This window comes from Streptomyces gobitricini (assembly GCF_039532985.1).
GTDB classification, from domain to species: Bacteria; Actinomycetota; Actinomycetes; order Streptomycetales; family Streptomycetaceae; genus Streptomyces; species Streptomyces gobitricini.
On the sequence record NZ_BAAASR010000002.1, the window covers coordinates 228,377 to 248,691 of the forward strand.

22 protein-coding genes are annotated in these 20,315 nt (G+C 70.5%); 9 read left to right on the forward strand and 13 right to left on the reverse strand.

Features of this window, described 5'->3' with window-relative positions; translation table 11 throughout:
* Positions 1-94 precede the first annotated feature (94 nt).
* Positions 95-1,231: a tRNA dihydrouridine synthase DusB gene (gene dusB / locus ABD347_RS01975; RefSeq protein WP_344355613.1), complete on the reverse strand. Its 1,137-nt coding sequence runs from the start codon at positions 1,229-1,231 to the stop codon at positions 95-97.
* 57 nt (positions 1,232-1,288) lie between these two features.
* On the opposite strand from dusB, the gene ABD347_RS01980 reads away from it, so the two are divergent.
* Positions 1,289-2,731, forward strand: coding sequence for an MFS transporter (locus tag ABD347_RS01980; RefSeq protein ID WP_344355616.1), 1,443 nt, complete (start codon positions 1,289-1,291; stop codon positions 2,729-2,731).
* 235 nt (positions 2,732-2,966) lie between these two features.
* On the opposite strand, the gene ABD347_RS01985 is transcribed toward ABD347_RS01980, so the two are convergent.
* Positions 2,967-3,146 carry a DUF6243 family protein gene (locus tag ABD347_RS01985; protein ID WP_344355617.1) on the reverse strand — a complete coding sequence of 60 codons (180 nt, stop codon included), beginning with the start codon at positions 3,144-3,146 and terminating at the stop codon, positions 2,967-2,969.
* 269 nt (positions 3,147-3,415) lie between these two features.
* Positions 3,416-4,798 (reverse strand): glycine--tRNA ligase, encoded by a 1,383-nt coding sequence (locus tag ABD347_RS01990; protein WP_344355620.1) that lies wholly within the window; start codon positions 4,796-4,798, stop codon positions 3,416-3,418.
* Between the two features lie 144 nt (positions 4,799-4,942).
* Between ABD347_RS01990 and ABD347_RS01995 the strand changes: the two genes are divergently transcribed.
* From ABD347_RS01995 to ABD347_RS02010, 4 genes are all read left to right on the forward strand, one after another.
* Positions 4,943-5,941 carry a metal ABC transporter substrate-binding protein gene (locus tag ABD347_RS01995; RefSeq protein WP_344355623.1) on the forward strand — a complete coding sequence of 333 codons (999 nt, stop codon included), beginning with the start codon at positions 4,943-4,945 and terminating at the stop codon, positions 5,939-5,941.
* A 5-nt stretch (positions 5,942-5,946) separates the two neighbouring features.
* On the forward strand, positions 5,947-6,741 hold the full coding sequence (locus ABD347_RS02000; protein ID WP_344355626.1) for a metal ABC transporter ATP-binding protein: 795 nt from the start codon (positions 5,947-5,949) through the stop codon (positions 6,739-6,741).
* 1 nt (position 6,742) lies between these two features.
* Positions 6,743-7,651, forward strand: coding sequence for a metal ABC transporter permease (locus tag ABD347_RS02005; RefSeq protein WP_344355629.1), 909 nt, complete (start codon positions 6,743-6,745; stop codon positions 7,649-7,651).
* Between the two features lie 89 nt (positions 7,652-7,740).
* Positions 7,741-8,148 (forward strand): Fur family transcriptional regulator, encoded by a 408-nt coding sequence (locus ABD347_RS02010; protein WP_344356341.1) that lies wholly within the window; start codon positions 7,741-7,743, stop codon positions 8,146-8,148.
* 65 nt (positions 8,149-8,213) lie between these two features.
* On the opposite strand, the gene ABD347_RS02015 is transcribed toward ABD347_RS02010, so the two are convergent.
* The 5 genes from ABD347_RS02015 to ABD347_RS02035 all read right to left on the reverse strand — a co-directional run bounded on the left by ABD347_RS02015 (position 8,214) and on the right by ABD347_RS02035 (position 11,117).
* The gene (locus ABD347_RS02015) at positions 8,214-8,759 is read right to left on the reverse strand and encodes a YcxB family protein (RefSeq protein WP_344355631.1); all 546 of its coding nucleotides are present in this window, start codon (positions 8,757-8,759) and stop codon (positions 8,214-8,216) included.
* 48 nt (positions 8,760-8,807) lie between these two features.
* On the reverse strand, positions 8,808-9,683 hold the full coding sequence (locus tag ABD347_RS02020) for an isoprenyl transferase (protein ID WP_344355632.1): 876 nt from the start codon (positions 9,681-9,683) through the stop codon (positions 8,808-8,810).
* A gap of 27 nt (positions 9,684-9,710) precedes the next feature.
* Positions 9,711-10,457, reverse strand: a complete 747-nt coding sequence (gene recO / locus ABD347_RS02025; RefSeq protein ID WP_344355634.1) for a DNA repair protein RecO — start codon at positions 10,455-10,457, stop codon at positions 9,711-9,713.
* Positions 10,458-10,671: 214 nt separating this feature from the next.
* A complete protein-coding gene (locus ABD347_RS02030) occupies positions 10,672-10,887 on the reverse strand; it encodes a hypothetical protein (RefSeq protein ID WP_344355636.1) in 216 nt (71 codons plus the stop codon).
* Positions 10,884-11,117, reverse strand: a complete 234-nt coding sequence (locus ABD347_RS02035) for a hypothetical protein (protein ID WP_344355638.1) — start codon at positions 11,115-11,117, stop codon at positions 10,884-10,886. Before ABD347_RS02035 ends, ABD347_RS02030 begins: the two co-directional genes overlap by 4 nt.
* Positions 11,118-11,234: 117 nt before the next feature.
* On the opposite strand from ABD347_RS02035, the gene ABD347_RS02040 reads away from it, so the two are divergent.
* Genes ABD347_RS02040 through ABD347_RS02050 form a run of 3 tightly spaced genes read left to right on the forward strand, consistent with a single transcriptional unit; the run spans position 11,235 to position 12,961 of the window.
* On the forward strand, positions 11,235-12,074 hold the full coding sequence (locus tag ABD347_RS02040; RefSeq protein ID WP_344355639.1) for a helix-turn-helix domain-containing protein: 840 nt from the start codon (positions 11,235-11,237) through the stop codon (positions 12,072-12,074).
* Positions 12,056-12,343, forward strand: coding sequence for a DUF397 domain-containing protein (locus ABD347_RS02045; RefSeq protein WP_344355641.1), 288 nt, complete (start codon positions 12,056-12,058; stop codon positions 12,341-12,343). The genes ABD347_RS02040 and ABD347_RS02045 overlap by 19 nt, the downstream gene beginning before the upstream one ends.
* 9 nt (positions 12,344-12,352) lie before the next feature.
* Positions 12,353-12,961, forward strand: coding sequence for a DUF7691 family protein (locus ABD347_RS02050; protein WP_344355643.1), 609 nt, complete (start codon positions 12,353-12,355; stop codon positions 12,959-12,961).
* Between the two features lie 4 nt (positions 12,962-12,965).
* Here ABD347_RS02050 and ABD347_RS02055 read toward each other — a convergent pair whose 3' ends face one another.
* Positions 12,966-13,718, reverse strand: a complete 753-nt coding sequence (locus ABD347_RS02055) for a hypothetical protein (RefSeq protein ID WP_344355645.1) — start codon at positions 13,716-13,718, stop codon at positions 12,966-12,968.
* 161 nt (positions 13,719-13,879) lie between these two features.
* On the opposite strand from ABD347_RS02055, the gene ABD347_RS02060 reads away from it, so the two are divergent.
* Positions 13,880-15,244: an FAD-dependent oxidoreductase gene (locus tag ABD347_RS02060; protein ID WP_344355647.1), complete on the forward strand. Its 1,365-nt coding sequence runs from the start codon at positions 13,880-13,882 to the stop codon at positions 15,242-15,244.
* Positions 15,245-15,309: 65 nt separating this feature from the next.
* On the opposite strand, the gene ABD347_RS02065 is transcribed toward ABD347_RS02060, so the two are convergent.
* From ABD347_RS02065 to leuA, 4 genes are all read right to left on the reverse strand, one after another.
* Entirely contained in the window at positions 15,310-16,146 is an 837-nt protein-coding gene (locus ABD347_RS02065) for a nitroreductase/quinone reductase family protein (protein WP_344355650.1), read from the reverse strand.
* A gap of 212 nt (positions 16,147-16,358) precedes the next feature.
* Entirely contained in the window at positions 16,359-17,348 is a 990-nt protein-coding gene (locus ABD347_RS02070; RefSeq protein ID WP_344355652.1) for an ornithine cyclodeaminase family protein, read from the reverse strand.
* Between the two features lie 59 nt (positions 17,349-17,407).
* Positions 17,408-18,103 carry a TerB family tellurite resistance protein gene (locus ABD347_RS02075; protein ID WP_344355654.1) on the reverse strand — a complete coding sequence of 232 codons (696 nt, stop codon included), beginning with the start codon at positions 18,101-18,103 and terminating at the stop codon, positions 17,408-17,410.
* A gap of 171 nt (positions 18,104-18,274) precedes the next feature.
* Complete coding sequence (gene leuA, locus ABD347_RS02080; RefSeq protein ID WP_344355656.1) at positions 18,275-20,032, reverse strand: 2-isopropylmalate synthase; 1,758 nt, start codon at positions 20,030-20,032, stop codon at positions 18,275-18,277.
* Between the last annotated feature and the right edge of the window lie 283 nt (positions 20,033-20,315).

Consider the following 20,315-nt stretch of genomic DNA (forward strand, 5'->3'; position numbering starts at 1 on the left):
ATCACGCCCCGCCGAAGCGGCCGGTTCCACGATCCGGACGGGCGCCGCACTCCATGCGGACGCCCTCCGCACCCTTGGCGGGCGCCCCCCGCCGTCAGCCGCCCGACGTGTCCAGTTCCGCGTCAGCGCTGACGGCGGCGGAGTCATAGGGGTCCTTCAGCCACCCGTCCGGCAGCACCACGCGGTTGTTCCCGGACGTCCGCCCGCGCGGACCGTCCGCCCCGGCCGGCCACGCCTGGTCCAGGTCCAGCGCGCTCAGCTGAGCGCGCAGCTCGTCCAGCGACGAGGTCACCGCCAGCCGCTTGCGCATCTCCGAGCCGACCGCGAATCCCTTGAGGTACCACGCCACGTGCTTACGGAAGTCGATGACGCCCCGCGTCTCGTCGCCGATCCACTCCCCCAGCAGCCGCGCGTGCCGGACCATCACGTCCGCGACCTCGCGCAGCGTGGGCGTCGCCGCCGCGCCCTTGCCCTCGAAGGCCGCCACCAGGTCGCCGAACAGCCACGGCCGACCCAGGCACCCGCGTCCCACCACGACGCCGTCGCAGCCGGTCCGGCGCATCATCCGCAGCGCGTCGTCCGCCGACCAGATGTCACCGTTGCCGAGCACCGGGATCTCGGGGACGTGTTCCTTCAGGCGCGCGATGGCGTCCCAGTCCGCGGTGCCGCCGTAGTGCTGCGCGGCGGTCCGCCCGTGCAGGGCGATGGCCGTCACGCCCTCCTCGACCGCGATGCGCCCGGCGTCCAGGAAGGTGATGTGGTCGTCGTCGATGCCCTTGCGCATCTTCATCGTGACGGGCAGGTCCCCGGCGTTCGAGACCGCCTCGTTCAGGATCGCCCGCAGCAGCGGCCGCTTGTACGGCAGGGCGGAACCGCCGCCCTTGCGCGTCACCTTGGGCACCGGGCAGCCGAAGTTCAGGTCGATGTGGTCGGCGAGGTCCTCGTCGACGATCATCCGGACGGCCTTGCCGACCGTCACCGGGTCGACCCCGTACAGCTGGATCGACCGGGGCGTCTCCGTCTCGTCGAAGTGGACCAGCTGCATGGTCTTCTCGTTGCGCTCCACCAGCGCCCGTGTCGTGATCATCTCGCTCACGAACAGCCCCTTCCCGCCGGAGAACTCACGGCAGAGGGTGCGGAAAGGGGCGTTGGTGATGCCGGCCATCGGCGCGAGCACCACCGGGGGCTGCACGGTGTGCGGCCCGATGGCGAGAGGATTGAACGCGGTCATGCCCCCCATTGTCGCCCACGCGCCGGACCGGTCGTTAGTTAGGCGTACTTTGGACAGGTGCCCGAGCTCACCCACCGCCGACGGCTGCTGGTCCTGGCGATCTGCTGCATGAGCCTGCTGATCGTCAGCCTGGACAACACCGTCCTCAATGTCGCCCTGCCCTCGATGCGCCGGGAGCTGGGCGCGGACGTCGCCGGGATGCAGTGGACCATCGACGCCTACACGCTCGTCCTGGCGTCCCTGCTGATGCTCGCCGGCTCCACCGCCGACCGGATCGGCCGCCGCAAGGTCTTCATGGCCGGGCTCGTCCTCTTCACGGCCGGCTCGTTGCTCTGCTCCCTGGCGCCGAACCTGGAGTCACTGGTCGCCTTCCGTATGGTCCAGGCCGTGGGCGGCTCGATGCTCAACCCGGTCGCCATGTCGATCATCACCAACACCTTCACCGAGCCACGCGCGCGTGCCCGCGCCATCGGCGTCTGGGGCGGCGTCGTGGGCATCTCCATGGCGGCGGGCCCGCTGGTCGGCGGGGTGCTCACGGATGCGGTCGGCTGGCGGTCGATCTTCTGGATCAACCTGCCGATCGGCCTGCTCGCCCTGTTCCTCACCCTCCGGTACGTCCCCGAGTCCCGCGCCCCGAAGCCCCGCCGGGCGGACCCGGTCGGCCAGCTCCTGGTCATGGCGCTCCTGGGCTCTCTGACGTACGCGATCATCGAGGCCCCCGTCGCCGGGTGGACCTCCCCGCTGATCCTGGGCTTCTCCGCGGCTGCCGTCCTGGCGCTCCTCGCCCTGCTGCGGTACGAGCCCAGGCGCGCCGAACCGCTGATCGACCTGCGCTTCTTCCGCAGCGCCCCGTTCAGCGGGGCCACGGTCATCGCGGTGTGCTCCTTCGCCGCCCTGGGCGGGTTCCTCTTCGTCAACACCCTGTACCTCCAGGACGTGCGGGGGCTCACCGCCCTGCACGCCGGGCTGTACATGCTGCCGATGGCGGCGCTCACCTTCGTCTGCGCGCCCCTGTCCGGGCGGCTGGTCGGCAGTAGGGGGCCACGCCCTCCGCTGCTGATCGCGGGCGTGACGATGACCGCGAGCGGGGTGCTGTTCGCCGCGTTCGAGGCGGAGACGTCCACCCCGTTGCTGTTCACCGGGTACGTACTGTTCGGCCTCGGCTTCGGCATGGTGAACGCTCCCATCACCAACACGGCCGTCTCCGGCATGCCCCGCGGCCAGGCGGGCGTCGCCGCCGCCGTCGCCTCCACGAGCCGGCAGATCGGCCAGACGCTGGGCGTCGCGGTCATCGGCGCCGTCCTGGCCGCCGGCGTCTCGCCCGCCGCCCACACCGACGGCTTCGTCGCCGCGAGCCGCCCGGCCTGGTGGATCATCGCCGGGTGCGGCGTGTGCGTCCTCCTGGTGGGCGCGGCGACCAGCGGCTCCTGGGCCCGTGGCACGGCCGAGCGGACGGCACGGCGTCTACAGGCCCCGGAGACGCTCCCCGCCACCCGCTGAGCCCACCCCGGCGACGGCCCCGCACCCCGGATGCCCGCGCCCCCGCGCCCCGGTCCACCGCCCCCGCCCCGGCCCCTGGGACGCGCGCCCACGGGCAACGGCGCGACCGGCCCCCTCCCCCGCCCCACCCCGGCACGACAGAGGCCCGGGCCACCCGTCGAGGGGTGACCCGGGCCCTGCTTCGCGCCGTGCGACATATCGCCGTGCGCGGTCCGGGGGAGGCGGCCGCCTGCGGTCAGCTCTCCTGCTGCTCGCCGAGCGCGCGCTCCCGCATCTTGCGCAGCAGCTCCTGCTTCTGGTCGGCGGCGGCCCTGCGGTCGGCGGCGCGAGCGGGGGCGGAGCCCTGCTGGTCGGCGCGGGACACCTTCTTCCGCTGTCCGCCTACGCCCAGCAGGTTGTTACGGCTTTTGGCCACGGGTTCTCCATCGTGGTGAGAAGTGATTCGACACGCGCGTGGGGGGCGGGTGGTCGGGCCCGCCGCACTCTCACTCGTAGATCGGAAGGAACGGCATGCGGTGACGGTACCCCGCCCCGCAGGGCGCGGCATCCACTTTTTCTCCCGCCTCCCGACGCGCGGCCCGCACGCCCGGTCTCCACCGCTCCCCCGATGCTGCCGCTCACGCGGGAAGCCCCCGGTCCCTCCATCAGGGGCCGGGGGCTTCCCACAGGCGCGGGGCGGGGGTGTCAGCAGCCCAGCAGGCGGCTGCCCAGGTAGCCCTGGATCTGGTCCAGGGAGACGCGCTCCTGCTTCATCGTGTCGCGCTCGCGCACGGTCACCGCGTTGTCGTCGAGGGTGTCGAAGTCGACGGTGACGCAGAACGGGGTGCCGATCTCGTCCTGGCGGCGGTAGCGGCGGCCGATGGCGCCGGCGTCGTCGAACTCGATGTTCCAGTTCTTGCGCAGGTCGGTCGCGAGACCCTTCGCCTTCGGCGACAGCTGCGGATTGCGGGAGAGCGGCAGCACCGCGACCTTGACCGGCGCGAGGCGCGGGTCGAGGCGCATCACGGTGCGCTTCTCCATGACGCCCTTGGCGTTCGGGGCCTCGTCCTCGTTGTACGCGTCGAGGAGGAACGCCAGCATCGCGCGGCCGACACCGGCGGCCGGCTCGATGACGTACGGCGTCCAGCGCTCGCCGGCCTCCTGGTCGAAGAACGACAGGTCGGTGCCCGACGCCTTGGAGTGGGCCGACAGGTCGTAGTCGGTGCGGTTGGCGACGCCCTCGAGCTCGCCCCACTCGCTGCCGCCGAACTGGAAGCGGTACTCGATGTCGGCGGTGCGCTTGGAGTAGTGGGAGAGCTTCTCCTGCGGGTGCTCGTACCAGCGCATGTTCTCCTCACGGAGACCCAGGTCGCGGTACCAGTTCCAGCGCTGCTCCATCCAGTATTCCTGCCACTGCTCGTCCTCGCCCGGCTTGACGAAGAACTCCATCTCCATCTGCTCGAACTCGCGGGTGCGGAAGATGAAGTTGCCCGGAGTGATCTCGTTCCGGAAGGACTTGCCCATCTGCGCGATGCCGAACGGCGGCTTCTTGCGCGAAGTCTGCTGCACCTGGCCGAAGTTGGTGAAGATGCCCTGGGCGGTCTCGGGGCGCAGGTAGGCGACGGAGCCGGAGTCCTGCGTCGGGCCGAGGTGCGTGGAGAGCAGGCCGGAGAACTGCTTGGGCTCGGTGAAGGTGCCCTTGTTGCCGCAGTTGGGGCAGCCCAGGTCCTTCAGGCCGTTCTCGGGGAGGCGACCGTGCTTCTCCTCGTACGCCTCCTCCAAGTGGTCCGCGCGGAAACGCTTGTGGCACGAGGTGCACTCGGTGAGCGGGTCGGTGAACGTGGCGACGTGGCCGGAGGCCTCCCAGACCTCGGGGGCCAGGATCACCGACGAGTCGATACCGACGACGTCCTCGCGCGAGGTGACCATGTAGCGCCACCACTGGCGCTTGAGGTTCTCCTTGAGCTCGACACCCAGCGGCCCGTAGTCCCAGGCGGCGCGCTGACCGCCGTAGATCTCGCTGCACGGGTAGACGAAGCCACGGCGCTTGCTCAGGTTGACGATCGTGTCGATCTTGTCGGCGGCCACTGTGCTCTCTTCATAACGACGATGGCGAACGGCGAATGCTTCAGGTTACCGGCGCGCGCACCCCTGGGATCAAATCGGTGGGTGGCCGGGGCCACTTACCCGTTTTGTTGACAATCGTTTCCACTGTTGTTGAAAATGAATCCCATGAACGTACGACGTCTGATACCCACCACCGCCCTCGCCGGAGCCGTGGCCCTCGGCCTGGTCACGCTCTCCGCCTGCGGCGGCTCCTCCGGCTCCGCCGCCTCCGCCCCCGCCAAGGAGGACGGCAAGCTGGACGTGGTGGCGTCGTTCTACCCCATGCAGTTCCTGGCCGAGCGGATCGGCGGCGACCGCGTCTCCGTCACCACCCTCACCAAGCCCGGTGTCGAGCCGCACGACCTGGAGCTCAAGCCGAAGCAGATCGGCGAGCTCGGCGAGGCGGACTACATCCTCTACCTCAAGGGCATCCAGCCCGCCGTCGACGACGCGATCAAGCAGGCGGGCGTCAAGAACACCGTGGACGCCGCCACCCTCACCGAGCTGGAGGAGCACGGCACCGCGACCGACGGCCACGCCCACGAGGGAGAGGAGCCCGGACACGACGAGCACGGGCACGAGGAGCACGGCGGGGAGGAGGCCGGAGCCGACCCGCACATCTGGCTCGACCCGCTGAAGTACGCCGAGGTCGCCAAGGGCGTCGGCGCCTCCCTGGAGAAGGCCGACCCGGACAACGCGGCGGCGTACAAGAAGAACACCGCGGAGCTGGTGAGGAAGCTGGACGCCCTCCACGCGAAGTTCGAGCAGGGCCTGAAGAACACCAGCACCAAGACCTTCATCACCACCCACTCCGCCTTCGGCTACCTCGCCGAGCGGTACGGCCTGGACCAGGAAGGCATCTCCGGCATGGACCCCGAGTCCGAGCCGAGCCCCGCGCGGGTCAAGGAGCTCCAGGACACCGCCAGGAAGGACAACGTCACGACCGTGTTCTTCGAGACCCTGGCCAGCGACAAGACCGCCAAGACCCTCGCCCGGGACACCGGCCTCAAGACGGATGTCCTCGACCCGCTGGAGGGAATCACCGAGCGGTCCAAGGGCGCTGACTACATCGAGGTCATGGAAGCCAACCTCGCCGCGCTGCAGAAGGCCCTCGGCGCCAAGTGACCCGCATGGGAGGCACCACCGTGAGCAGCGAACCCGCCAGGAGCGAGCCCGTCATATCCGTCCGCTCGGCCACCGCCTCGCTCGGCTCGCGCCCCGTGCTGCGCGGCGTCGACCTCACCGTCCGCCACGGTGAGGTCGTCGCGCTGCTCGGCGCCAACGGCTCGGGCAAGTCCACCGCCGTACGCTCCGTGATCGGCCAGGTCCCCCTCACCGGCGGGTCCATCTCCCTGTTCGGCACGGAGCTGAAGCGGTTCCGCGACTGGTCCCGCATCGGTTACGTACCGCAGCGCACCACCGCGGCCAGCGGCGTCCCGGCCACGATCCGCGAGGTCGTCTCGTCCGGCCGCCTCTCCCGTACGAAGCTGAGGTGGCCCTCCCGGGCCGACCGGGCGGCCGTGGAGCGGGCCATCGAGCTCGTGGGGCTCGCCGACCGCGCCAAGGACTCCGTGAGCGCCCTGTCCGGCGGACAGCACCAGCGGGTGCTGATCGCCCGCGCCCTCGCCGCCGACCCCGAGCTGCTGATCATGGACGAGCCGATGGCGGGCGTCGACCTGGCCAGCCAGGAGATCCTCGCCTCGACACTGCGCGAGCAGGTCGCGGACGGGGCGACCGTCCTGCTGGTGCTGCACGAGCTGGGCCCGCTGGAGCCGCTGATCGACCGCGCGGTCGTGCTGCGCGACGGCTGCGTCGTCCACGACGGACCGCCGCCCAGGGCCGTCGGCCAGCACGCGCTGCCCGGCCACGACCACGTACATCCGCACGCGGCGGACGAGCCGCTCCGCACGGGACTGCTGACCTGACATGGAAATGCTCCAGCTCGCCTTCATGCAGCGCGCGCTGCTCGCGGCCGTCCTGGTCGGCATCACCGCCCCGGCCGTCGGCATCTACCTGGTGCAGCGCCGGCAGGCCCTGATGGGCGACGGCATCGGCCATGTCGCCATGACCGGCGTCGGCCTCGGCTTCCTGCTGTCCACCAACCCGGTGTGGATGGCCGCGGCCGTCTCCATCCTCGGCGCGATCACCATGGAACTGATCCGGGCGTACGGGCGCACCCGTGGTGACATCGCGCTGGCGCTGCTCTTCTACGGCGGTATGGCCGGCGGTGTGATGCTGATCAATCTGTCGCCGACCGGCTCGAACGCCAACCTCAACTCGTACCTCTTCGGCTCGCTGTCCACGGTGTCCGAGGAGGACGTCACCGCCATCTGCGTGCTGGCGACCTTCGTGATACTCGTCACTCTCGGACTGCGGCGGCAGTTGTTCGCCGTCAGCCAGGACGAGGAGTTCGCCCGGGTGACCGGCCTGCCCGTGCGGGCGCTGAACCTGCTGATCGCCGTGACCGCCGCGGTGACCGTCACGGTCGCCATGCGGGTGGTCGGGCTGCTGCTGGTCAGCGCCCTGATGGTGGTGCCGGTCGCGGCGGCTCAGCAGCTGGCGCGCAGCTTCCGCATGACGTTCACGCTGGCGGTACTGATCGGTACGGGAGTGACGCTGGCGGGTACGGCGACCTCCTACTACCAGGACGTGCCGCCCGGCGCGACGATTGTCCTGCTGGCCATCGCGGTGTTCGTCGTGCTGACCGCCCTGGCCACACCCCTGGCCCGGCGCCGCGCCAAGGCGGCCGAACCGGTGGCCGTGGACGGCTGCGACGTCGCCGTCACGGGCACCCACGGCCCGGCGGGCGACGACGTCAGGGTCGGGAAGGTCTGACGCGGGGCTGCCGGGTCCCTCACCGGGGCCTGGCAGAATGGCCCGACGTACATGTGAGCGGGCCGAGTGTTGAGGAGGCACCTGTGGCGATGGCTGGAACCCCCGGCGTGCGCGGCCGGTCGACCCGGCAGCGAGCTGCCGTGTCGGCGGCGCTGAACGAGGTGGACGAGTTCCGCAGCGCGCAGGAGCTGCACGACATGCTCAAGCACCGCGGCGACTCAGTGGGCCTGACGACGGTCTACCGCACCCTGCAGTCCCTCGCCGACGCCGGCGAGGTCGACGTGCTGCGCACCAGTGAGGGCGAGGCGGTCTACCGCCGCTGCTCCTCGGGCGAGCACCACCACCACCTGGTGTGCCGCATGTGCGGCAAGGCGGTCGAGGTGGAGGGCCCGGCGGTGGAGCAGTGGGCCGAGACGATCGCGGCGGAGCACGCGTTCGTGAACGTGGCGCACACGGTGGAGATCTTCGGTACGTGCGCGGAGTGCGCCGCGAAGTGATGTGAGACGTGACGAAGGGGGCCCGCACCGGACCCGTCCGGTGCGGGCCCCCTTCCACGTGTGCGTCAGATGCGGCTGATGTTCGCGTCCAGGATCGCCCGCAGCCGGTCGACGCCCTCCGGGCCGGCTATGCCCCGCTTGGGGAGGAAGGCGATGCCCACCCCGTAGCGGTCGCCCGTGAGCAGCACGAACAGCTCGTCGGTCTCGGTGTACCGGGACATCAAGGGCCAGCGGTACGTCATGTCCAGGTCCCGCGAGAACTGCCGTACGCCGTCCTCGTCCACGATCGCCCGGAACTCGTCCTGGGTGGCGTACATCCGGTGCACCTGCTGCCCCTGGAGGCCGGGCACCAGTACGTACACGCCGAGGATGAAGAGCAGCACCACGAGGCAGAGCACCGTCCCGCCCGCGCTCGGCCCCTTCGGTCCGGTGAGGTTCAGGACGAGTGAGCCCAACATGAACAGCGCGCACGCCAGCAGCACGCCGTTCTGCAACCGTCCCGCCGGGGTGCGCTTCGCCCGGGCACGGATCGCCCCGACCGCGTCGGCGAGGACGGGTACATAGGTCAGCTCCACGGCGTCCTGTGCCGTCTCGGGAACTGCTTCGGTCACGGACCCTCCCGGTGGTGAGTGAGACGGCCCGTGATCGTAGCGGCCGGGTCAGACAGCCGGTTCCCCGGCCGCCTGCTCGGCCGTCTGCTCGGTCTCCGGACGGCCCTGCATGGCCAGCAGCTCCTCGTTGGGGATCGCCCCGCCGAAGCGGCGGTCGCGCTGGGCGAACTCCAGGCACGCCCGCCACAGGTCGCGGCGGTCGAAGTCGGGCCACAGCACGTCCTGGAACACCATCTCGGCGTACGCGCTCTGCCAGATCAGGTAGTTGGAGGTGCGCTGCTCGCCGCTGGGCCGCAGGAACAGGTCCACGTCCGGCATGTCCGGGTAGTAGAGGTACTTCTGGATCGTCTTCTCGCCGACCTTCGACGGGTCGAGCTTGCCCGCCTTCACGTCCTCGGCGATGGCCTGCATGGCGTCCGCGAGCTCCGCGCGCCCGCCGTAGTTCATGCAGAAGTACAGGGTGAGGCGGTCGTTGTCCTTGGTCTGCTCCTGGGCGACCTGGAGCTCCTTGGCCACCGACTTCCACAGCCTGGGCATACGGCCCACCCAGCGCACCCGGATGCCCAGCTCGTCGAGCTGGTCGCGGGTCTTGCGGATGAAGTCGCGGTTGAAGTTCATCAGGAAGCGCACCTCGTCCGGCGACCGCTTCCAGTTCTCGGTGGAGAAGGCGTACAGGGAGATGGACCCGACGCCCATCTCGATCGCGCCCTGGAGGACGTCCAGGACGCGCTCGGCCCCCACCTTGTGGCCCTCGGTGCGCGGCAGGCCGCGGTCCTTCGCCCAGCGGCCGTTGCCGTCCATGACGATCGCCACGTGGTTCGGCACCAGCTCGCCCGGGATCCTCGGCGGCCGCGCGCCGGAGGGGTGCGGCTCGGGGTCCTCGTAGTCGCGGCGGGACCGGCCCAGGAATCCGCGTCGTGCCATGCGGCTCACACTCTCCTCATTCTGCTTCTACTTCTCGACGTACCGAAGGGAGCGCAGCCCTCGCTCCAGGTGCCAGTGCAGATAGGCGGACACCAGTCCGCTGCCCTCCCTGACGTGGCGCGGCTCGCACGCGTCCGCCGTCTCCCAGTCGCCGGTCAGCAGCGCGCTGAGCAGACCGACGGCCTCCGCAGAGGGTACGACGCTCCCGGGAACCCGGCAGTCGCCGCATATGACCCCGCCCGCCCCGACCGAGAAGAACCGGTTCGGTCCGGGCAGCCCGCACCGGGCGCAGTCGTCGAAGGAGGGGGCGTAGCCGTTCACGGCCAGCGAGCGGAGCAGGAAGGCGTCCAGGATCAGGTGCGGGGCGTGCTCGCCGCGCGAGAGGGTCCGCAGCCCCCCGACGAGCAGCAGGTACTGCTGGACGGCCGGCTCGCCCTCGTGGTCCGTGAACCGCTCGGCGGTCTCCAGCATGGCCGTACCGGCGGTGTACCGGGCGTAGTCGGTCACGATGCCGCTGCCGTACGCCGCGATCGTCTCGCTCTGCGTGCACAGCGGCAGCCCGCGCCCCACCAGCTCGCTTCCCCGCGCGAAGAACTGCACGTCGACGTGGCTGAACGGCTCCAGCCGGGCGCCGAACTTCGACTTCGTACGCCGCACGCCCCGCGCGACGGCCCGCACGCGCCCGTGCCCGCGCGTGAGGATCGTGATGATGCGGTCCGCCTCACCCAGCTTCTGGGTGCGCAGCACGATGCCGTCGTCGCGGAACAGGGTCATGGGGCCATTGTCCCGCACGGGGGCGGGTCGGACGGACGCCCTCGCATCGGACCGGCCGGGCCACGGAGGAGTGGGACGCCAGGATCGGCGCCGGCCTCGTCGCGATCTGCGACTTCACGGAACTGGAGACACTGTTCCCGGCTCGGTCCAGTGCCCACCGGGAGCGGCTGAAGAACGGCGTCAACACGCACCACGCCTGGTGCCCCGTCCCGCGTCATGGCACCTCGCCCCGGCTGCGCGCGTTCACGTACGCCGTCGCCGCCCTGATCCGCTCCGCGTCCGTCGCCGGCCGCGTGCCGTCCGGCGGGCAGTCCCACTCCCGCCCGCCCCCGATGGGCCGCAGCTGGAGGTACGGCCCCACGTGCCCCATGACGCGGCCCACGCGTCCGTTGCGGACATCGACGACGTACGACCCGACGGGCAGAGTCATGAGCGGCCACCTTCCTCCGGCAGAGCGGCGGCCAGCCTGCGCGCCGTCTCCACCGTGCAACGTCCCAGTTCCACGAGCGGCCGGGGGGCCTCGGCGGCGCACGTGACGGGGTCCAGCCCCAGCGAGGGCAACGTGATTCCCGCCCTTTCCAGCGCCGCGCGCAATTCCGCCACCGCCTCCTCCGCGTCCCGAACGGTCCCCACCGGCTGTCGCTCGGTTTCTTCCTTCACCAGCGCCGTCCTTTCCGAATCCATTTCCCGCTTACTGCCCCCAGGATGGACCCGACCGCCTAGCATTGGCGGTTGCGCACGCGCTACAACTGCACGGCAGGACTGGGGTGTTAAGCCATGGCCAACGCTGGCTCGTCCAGGCAGGCCGCCTGGGAGTTCTACGGCACGGAGCTCAAGAACCGGCGCGAAGCCGCGAGAATGACGCAGCAGGAACTGGGGCGGAAGGTCTTCGTTTCGGGCGGGTACATCGGCCAATTCGAACAGGCGATTCGTAAGCCGCAGTTGGACGTGGCGGCGAGGATCGACGAGGTCCTGCAAACCGATGGCTTTTTCGAGCGGATGTGCCGCAAGCTCATCCATAATTCCCGGTACGCCGAGCACTTCGCGGCAGCGGCGGAGCTGGAGGCGCTCGCCACGAAGCTGTGCGACTTCGCCCCGACGTTGGTGCCCGGCCTGTTGCAAACGGCCCCGTACGCGCGTGCGGTCACACTGGCGATGAACCCGTTCGCCCCGGAAGGCGACGTCAAGGGCAAGGTCGCCGCCCGAATGGACCGCGCCCACATCCTCAAAAGGCCGTCCCCGCCGGTGTACTGGGCGATCCTGCACGAGAACGTGCTCCGCACGCCCGTGGGAGGCGCGGCCATCATGGCCGAGCAGCTTGAGCACATCGTGAAGCTGGCACACGCACGGACCGTCCTGCCCCTGGTGATCCCGTACGACGCCGGGGCATACGCCCTCCTCACCGGCATGGTCACGCTCATGGAGTTTGAGGACGCGCCGCCAACGGCCTATACAGAGGCCGTGTATTCGGGCAATTTGCTGGATGATCCAGCCCTGGTGAAGCAGGTACAGGCGGCCTACGATCTGCTCAGGGCCAGCGCACTCCCCCAGGAGGCATCTCTGACCCTGATCGAATCAGCGGCGGAGGACCACAGACGATGCGCGAGGACGACCTGAGTACCGCCCAGTGGCACAAGGGCTCCTACAGCGACGGTGACGGCGGCAACTGCGTCGAAGTAGCGCACGCCTTCCCCGGCGCGGCCCCGTGGCGGAAGAGCACGTACAGCGACGGCAACGGCGGAAGCTGCCTTGAAGTCCTCGACGGCGCCCCCGGCGGTGTCGTGCCCGTCCGGGACAGCAAGAACCCCGCCGGCCCCGTTCTGGTCGTCACCGCCCCCGCCTGGCGGGCGTTCGTCGACGGTCTGGGTGTCAGTGCCGGTGGCTAACGTGATCACATGAGTTCTTCCCTGAGCGTGTACCTGCTCGACCTCAAGGCCGCCCGCGCCCTCGTCGGTTCGCGTGACGACCAGTTGCTCGGTGTCATACGCGACCGGTTCGGCACCGATATGGCGTCGGACGACCGTTACTTCTCCTCCGAGATCGAGGAGGGCGCCCCCACCGCGTACGAGGCGCTGCGCGCGGTGGTGCACGGCGGGCCGTTCCACGAGGAGAAGCAGTACGCGTTCCAGTACGGCTACGCCTACAAGCGCCTGTGCTCCCTGACGGGGTCCTTCCTCGACAACTCCTCCTTCTGCCCGTTCCGGGGCGACTGGCTGGAGGTCGTGGACGAGGGGCTGCGGGCGCTGCGGATCACCTCGGTCTCGGTGGCGGAGTTCGGCTACGGCGGCCTGCCCGAGGGCATCCCGTCCTACGACCTGCCGCGCTGCGGGGAGTGGACGCACGAGGAGTGCCTGGAGGCGCTGGAGCAGTTCGAGCGGACCAAGCGGGACGGCCACGCCCCGCCGCTGGACCCGGAGGTGGTCGACGCCGTCATGGACGTCGTCGGCTGGCTGCGCCACGTACAGGCACGCCCCGGTTCGGGCGTCGTCGGCTTCGTCTCGTGAGGCGCTAGGGCTCGCGCCCCTCCTGCTGGGCCACCGCGACCTCCTTGCGGAGCGCCCGCGCGAGGACGACGCCCACGACGAGGAGGCCCACCGCGAACCACCGGGGGGCGGCGTCGTAGATCAGGACGAGCACGCCCATGGGGATGAGCAGGCCGACGAACGGCATCAGCAGGCTCCGGACGGGTGGCCGGGGCACGGCCGGGTACCACTCGGTGAAGCGCATGGCGATGATGAGCGCCGAGGCCTGGATCAGCCAGGCCGTCCAGAGGTTGTCCGGGTCGCGCAGCACCAGGTCGCCGACGCCACCCGCCAGGGCCGCCACCAGGAAGGCCAGGCCCCAGACGCGGGTGACGACCGCGTTGGCGCGGAGGAAGTCCGGGGTGTGCCAGAACACGCGGGGGACTTTCTTGCGGGCGTACGGGACGGTCAGCGGCACCCTCGCCGCGACCGAGGCGCCGGCGAGCGCGGCGATCGCGAGGTTGGAGCACTCGTTGGCGTACGTCTCCAGCCACCGCAGCGTGTCCGGTGGGGCGATCATGCCGGCGACGGTGAGGACCGCGAAGAAGACGAGCCCCGCGATCTCCAGGAACACCGGGCGGTGCCGCACCACCACGAGGAGGACCGCCACGGCGAGGGACAGCGCGGCGGCCAGTTCGTACCGGCCGGGGCCGACCACCAGGGAGAACACTATCCACGGGGACATCCCGGTGATCGAGCTGTTCATCAGCCTGCCGCCCCAGCCGGTGGAACCGTTCATACCTCCAGCGTGGCGCGGTTCGTGCGAAGAGGCGAGAGTAGGCATAAGTCCCGCTTATGGGGTCATAGGCGGGGGGTGGGTACCGAGGTGAGGTGAGCCTTACTTAGGGTGCGTATGAGCACTCCCGTGACCGCTCACTCCTCGCTCGAAGGGAATCCGCCATGCCCCGCCCCCTGCGGGTCGCGATCGTCGGTGCCGGCCCCGCCGGAATCTACGCCGCCGACGCGCTGCTGAAGTCCGAGGCCGCCGCCGACCCCGGCGTGTCGATCGACCTCTTCGAGCGGATGCCGGCGCCGTTCGGCCTGATCCGGTACGGCGTGGCCCCCGACCACCCGCGCATCAAGGGCATCATCACCGCGCTGCACCAGGTGCTCGACAAGCCGCAGATCCGGCTGTTCGGCAACGTGGACTACGGCACCGACATCGTCCTGGACGATCTGCGCGCGTTCTACGACGCGGTGATCTTCTCGACCGGTGCGACGGCGGACCGGGCGCTGGACATACCGGGGATCGACCTGGACGGCTCGTACGGCGCCGCCGACTTCGTCTCCTGGTACGACGGCCACCCGGACGTGCCGCGCACCTGGCCGCTGGAGGCCGAGAAGGTCGCGGTGCTGGGTGTGGGCAACGTGGCGCTGGACGTGGCGCGCATCCTCGCCAAGACGGCCGACGAGCTGCTGCCGACCGAGATCCCGCCGAACGTTTACGAGGGCCTGAAGGCGAACAAGGCGCTGGAGATCCACGTCTTCGGGCGGCGCGGTCCCGCGCAGGCCAAGTTCAGCCCGATGGAACTGCGCGAGCTGGACCACTCGCCGAACATCGAGGTCATCGTCAACCCCGAGGACATCGACTACGACGCGGGGTCCATCGAGGCGCGGCGCTCCAACAAGCAGGTCGACATGGTCGCCAAGACCCTGGAGAACTGGGCGATCCGCGACGTCGGAAACCGGCCGCACAAGCTGTTCCTGCACTTCTTCGAGTCGCCCGCCGAGGTCGTCGGCGAGGACGGCAAGGTCGCCGGACTGCGCACCGAGCGGACCGAGCTGGACGGCACGGGCAACGTGAAGGGCACCGGCGAGTTCACGACCTGGGACGTCCAGGCCGTGTACCGCGCGGTGGGCTACCTCTCCGACGAACTGCCGAAGCTGCCGTTCGACCTCGCGAGCGGCACCGTCCCGGACGAGGGCGGCCGGGTGATCGAGGGCGGCGAGCACATGGCGTCCACGTACGTCACCGGGTGGATCCGGCGCGGTCCGGTCGGGCTGATCGGACACACCAAGGGCGATGCCAACGAGACGGTCGCCAACCTGCTGGAGGACCACCGCGAGGGCCGGCTCCTCACCCCGGCCACGCCGGAGGAGGACGCCGTCGTGGCGTACCTGCGGGACAAGGGCGTGGAGTACACGACGTGGGAGGGCTGGTACCGCCTGGACGCCGCCGAGCGTGCGCTGGGTGAGGCCGAGGGCCGCGAGCGCGTCAAGATCGTGGAGCGCGAGGGCATGCTGCGGGCGAGCGCCGGGCAGTAACCGCACGGCGAGCACGGCGAGCACGGTGGCGGGGCACCCCGGAGGATCCGGGGCGCCCCGCCTTCTCACGCGTCGAGCAGCGGGATGAGCCGCTCCTCCTCGTACACGAGGTGGGCCTCCAGCTCGTCCGTGAGCCGCTCGACTTCGCGCAGCACGTGCCGGGGGTCCGCCCCTTCCTCGGACACGGCCTCCTTGAGGCCGGCGAGAAGGACGGCGATCCGCTCGTGCTCCTGTTTCAGCCGGTCCACCACCGGGGCCAGCTCGGGGTGGCGGTCGGCGAGCATCGGGAAGAGCATCGTGTCCTCCCCGGTGTGGTGGTTGTGCAGCCCCTGGCAGACGGTCAGGCAGTTGACGCGCAGTTGCGTGACGAGGCCGGCGGCGGTTCCGGACTTGGCGATCTCCTTGCGGATGAGCCCGAGTTCGCGCCGGAAGGCGTCGTGGACGGTCTTGATGTACTCCCCCAGGGACTTCCCGTTGAGGCTGGGCGGGCCGGGGACCTCGGTGAGGGCGACCACGGGGATCACGCGGCTGGTCCTGGCCTGGTATTCCGCCCACCCGGAGTCCGCCTCGACCGCGCGGGCGAAGGCGCGGTCGCGCTCCTCGCCCCGGAGGACGGTGGCTTCCGCCTCGTACGTGAAGACGCCGCTCTCGACCGTCACACGGGGGTTGGCCAGCAGGTTGTGGTACCAGGCCGGGTGCTTGGGCGCGCCGGCGGCCGAGGCGATGACGAGGACGCGGCCGTCGCCGTCGGGGTAGTAGCCGACGGGGGTGGTGTGGGGCTTGCCGGACCGGGCGCCGACGGTGGTCAGCAGGACGAGCCGGGCTCCCTCGAACCATCCGCCCACGCGGCCGTGGTTGGCGCGGAACTCTTCGATGACCGGCTGATTGAAATCGATGGGCAATTCTCTGCTTTCTGCTCCGGGGCGAGGGACTGCTGTGTGCACGGATGCACGGATGTACGCGGAGAGAAAACAGAAGAAGGCGGGGCTCTGGCCCGCCCCGGCGTCACGCCGAGGCCGGGTGCCCTACTCGTGTGTGGCCCATGGCCGACCCGGCAGTCACGGCGTCAACGTACCGATGACGCATGGCCCCACGCAACGAAGATTTCCGGCCATCAGTACAGCGGGATGTCGTCGCCGACCGCCTGTTCGCGGGCGGCGTCGATGACCAGTGCTGCCGCGGCTGCGTCCTGGACGGCCACCCCGACCGACTTGTAGAGGGTGATCTCGTCGGGCGACCGGCGGCCCGGCCTGCTGCCGTTGAGCAGTTCGCCGAGTTCGGCGTGGATGTGATCGGCGGTGATCACGCCGTCGCGGATGGGGAAGAGCAGGTCGTTGCTGCCGGCGGGGAACGGCGCCAGCACGGCCCGCCGGGACTCGACGCACACCAGGGCGTCGGCCACGGTGGCGTCGTCGACCTCCCGCCCGCCCCGGTTGAAGCCGACGGAGGTGATGTGCGCGCCGGGCGTCAGCCAGGCCCGCCGTACGACCGGGTCGACGGAGTGGGTGGCGGCGGCGACGAGGTCGGCACCGTCGAGCGCCTCGGCGTAGGACGGTACGGCGACCACCTCGGCGCTCAGGGCGGCCCCCAGTTCCTCGGCCAGCACCCCGGCCCTGACCGCGTCACGGCCGGCCACCCGGATGTGCCGGACGGGCCGTACCCGGCACAGGGCGTGGGCGTGCGTCCGGGCCTGGACGCCGGTGCCGAGCACGGCGAGGACGGTGGCGTCGTCGCGGGCGAGGAGCCGCGCCGACAGGGCGGAGGCGGCGGCGGTCCGCGCGGCGGTGATGGCGGTCCCGTCGAGCAGCGCCCGGGGGGCGCCCGTCTCCGGGTCGAACACGGCGACGAGTGCCTGGTGGGTGGGGAGCGGGGTTCCGGCGTTGTGCGGGAAGAGGGAGACCAGCTTGGTCATGAGCACCCCGGCGGACGGCACGAAGGCCGGCATGGCCGCGAGGAAGCCGTCCCGCTCGTGCACCATGGCGGCGACCCGGTCGGGCACGGAGGCGCGGCCCTCGCTGAGGTCCACCATCGCGGGACCGAGTCCGTCGATCAGCGCGTCCATGTCGAGCAGTGCCTCGACCTGTGAGCGTCCCAGTACCAGCATCCGCCCAGCGTCCGTCACGGCCCGGGCGGTCGCCGGGGCGACACGCCCGGACGGAGGGCCTAGAACGGCGTCCTGGCCGTCTCCATGAGGCGGACCGTGTCCTCGGCGGGGAGGTGCAGGGCGGCGCCGACCGTGGTGAGGACGTCCCGCTCGGCGGGGGTGTACGCGCCGTCGGCGAGGGCGATGCGGGCTCCCTGGAGCAGGATCGACTCCCGTCCGGCGGGTGCGAGGTGCGGGGTGAGCGGCTCCAGCGCCTCGTGGAGCTCGATCGCGAGGGCGGCGCCGCACGGGGTCCCGGTGTCGGCGACGAAGCGGCCGGTGTCGGCTTCGAGGGCCGCGATCAGCGCGGTGAGGCTGTCGGCGGTGCAGTCCTCGTACCCGGCGGCGCGGACGGCGGAGACGGCGGTGCGGAGGACCGGGCGGGAGGAGACGCCGCCGGCGGCGAGGACGGCGAGGGCGACGGTGTGGACGGCGTCGCGGAGCATCGCCGAGAAGCGGGCGGTGGTGGGGTGGTCCAAGGCGTCGGTGCCGAAGTGGCCGTGGCAGGCGGCGCATTCGACGACCGGTCCGGCGAGGCCGCGGGGCAGCAGCGGCACACCGAGGAGGGTGAGGCGCCGACGGCCCGTGCGGCGGCGGTAATTGCGGTCGCCGCCGCATCCGGGGCAGAAGAAATGGCCGTCCCCGACGGTGTTCCACGAGGTGGAAATGGAGCAGATGCGCACTCTTCGCTCGCGTGATCCTCGTGCTGGCAGCACGTCGCACCTCCGAAACGCCTCGGCCACCTTGCCGCGTTGGCGTGATGTTAGCCACATCGGTGATGTCACGTCAGCACCCCGGCGTGAGATCGCCACGACATGGCTGAACCCCGCCCTCCGGAAACGCTCCGGGGATCTTCCGCGGAAGGGCGGGGTTCGTCGGTGTCCGGGTCAGCGTGCGGCGCGGTTCACCGCGGAGATGACGGCCTTCAGCGAGGCGCGGGTGGTGTTGGCGTCGATGCCGATGCCCCACAGCACCTTGCCGTCGATGGCGCATTCGATGTACGAGGCGGCCTGGGCGGACGCGCCCTCGCTCATCGTGTGCTCCTGGTAGTCCAGCAGCCGCACATCGATGCCGATGGCCTGCAGCGCGGCGAAGAAGGCCGAGATGGGTCCGTTGCCGGTGCCGGTCAGGACCGTCTCGGCGCCGTCGACGACCGCCTCGACGGTCAGCGTGTCCGTGCCGTCCTTGTCGGTCGTGGTCTGGCCGGAACGCAGCTGGATGCGCCCCCACGGGTTGTCCGGGTTGGGCAGGTACTCGTCCTGGAAGACGGACCAGATGTCCCCGGGCGTGACCTCGCCGCCCTCGGCGTCGGTCTTCGCCTGGATGATCCGCGAGAACTCGATCTGCATCCGGCGCGGCAGGTCCAGCTTGTGGTCGTTCTTCAGGACGTACGCGATGCCGCCCTTGCCGGACTGGGAGTTGACGCGGATGACCGCCTCGTAGGACCGGCCGACGTCCTTCGGGTCGATCGGCAGGTACGGCACGGCCCACTCGATGTCGTCGACCGTCTTGCCGGCGGCGGCCGCGGAGGCCTCCATCGCGTCGAAGCCCTTCTTGATGGCGTCCTGGTGGGAGCCGGAGAAGGCGGTGTAGACCAGGTCGCCCGCGTAGGGGTGGCGCGGGTGGACCTCCATCTGGTTGCAGTATTCGGAGGTGCGGCGGATCTCGTCGATCTGCGAGAAGTCGATCTGCGGATCGACACCCTGCGAGAACAGGTTCATGCCCAGGGTCACCAGGTCCACGTTGCCGGTGCGCTCGCCCTGCCCGAACAGGCAGCCCTCGATACGGTCGGCGCCGGCCATGATCGCCAGCTCGGCCGCCGCCACCGCCGTACCCCGGTCGTTGTGGGGGTGGACGGACAGGCAGACGTACTCACGGCGGGACAGGTTGCGGGACATCCACTCGAACCGGTCCGCGTGCGTGGAGGGCGTCGAGCGCTCCACGGTGGCGGGCAGGTTCAGGATGATCTCGCGGCCCTCCTCGGGCTGCCAGACGTCCATGACGCCCTCGCAGACCTCCAGGGCGAAGTCCAGCTCGGTGTCGGTGAAGATCTCGGGGCTGTACTGGTAGCCGAAGACCGTCTCGTCACCCAGCAGCTTGTCGGCGTACTCCATCACCAGACGGGTGCCGTCGACCGCGATCTGCCTGACCTGCTCCTTGGAGCCGCGGAACACGACCCGGCGGAAGACCGGGGCGGTGGCGTTGTACAGGTGGACGGTGGCGCGGTGGGCGCCTCGCAGCGACTCCACCGTGCGCTCGATCAGCTCCTCGCGCGCCTGCGTCAGGACGGAGATCGTGACGTCCTCGGGGACGGCGCCCTCTTCGATGATGGAGCGGACGAAGTTGAAGTCGGTCTCGCCGGAGGACGGGAAGCCGACCTCGATCTCCTTGTAGCCCATGCGTACCAGCAGGTCGAACATCTCGCGCTTGCGCGCGGGGCTCATGGGGTCGATCAGCGCCTGGTTGCCGTCCCGCAGGTCGGTGGAGAGCCAGCGGGGCGCCTTGGTGATGCGCCTGTCCGGCCAGGTGCGGTCGGGGATGTCGACGGCCTCGTAGCGGCCGTACTTGTGGATCGGCATCCCGGACGGCTTCTGGGTGTGGGTTGCGTTGGTGACCGGCGTGGGGCGGCCGACGGGCTGGGACATCGCGTAGGGCTCCTCGGTTGTCCTTCACAGGGACGGCCGACTGGGTCGAAGCAGCACCAGACTCCGCGGGGAGGGGGTCGGCCTACGACTACAGGCCCTCGCCGCGGCAGCTAAGAAGAAGCAGCCCGAAACGCATGATGTGGGGAAGCCTAGCCGAGCGGCACGGTGAGTGGAGGTGCTGTTTCAGTATGCGGGATTCGGCGCGCCAACCGTCGAAGAGTGCTCTATCACTCTTTTTCGGGAATCGTCGTTGCAGCCAGTGACAGTCCGGTGACGCGCTGCC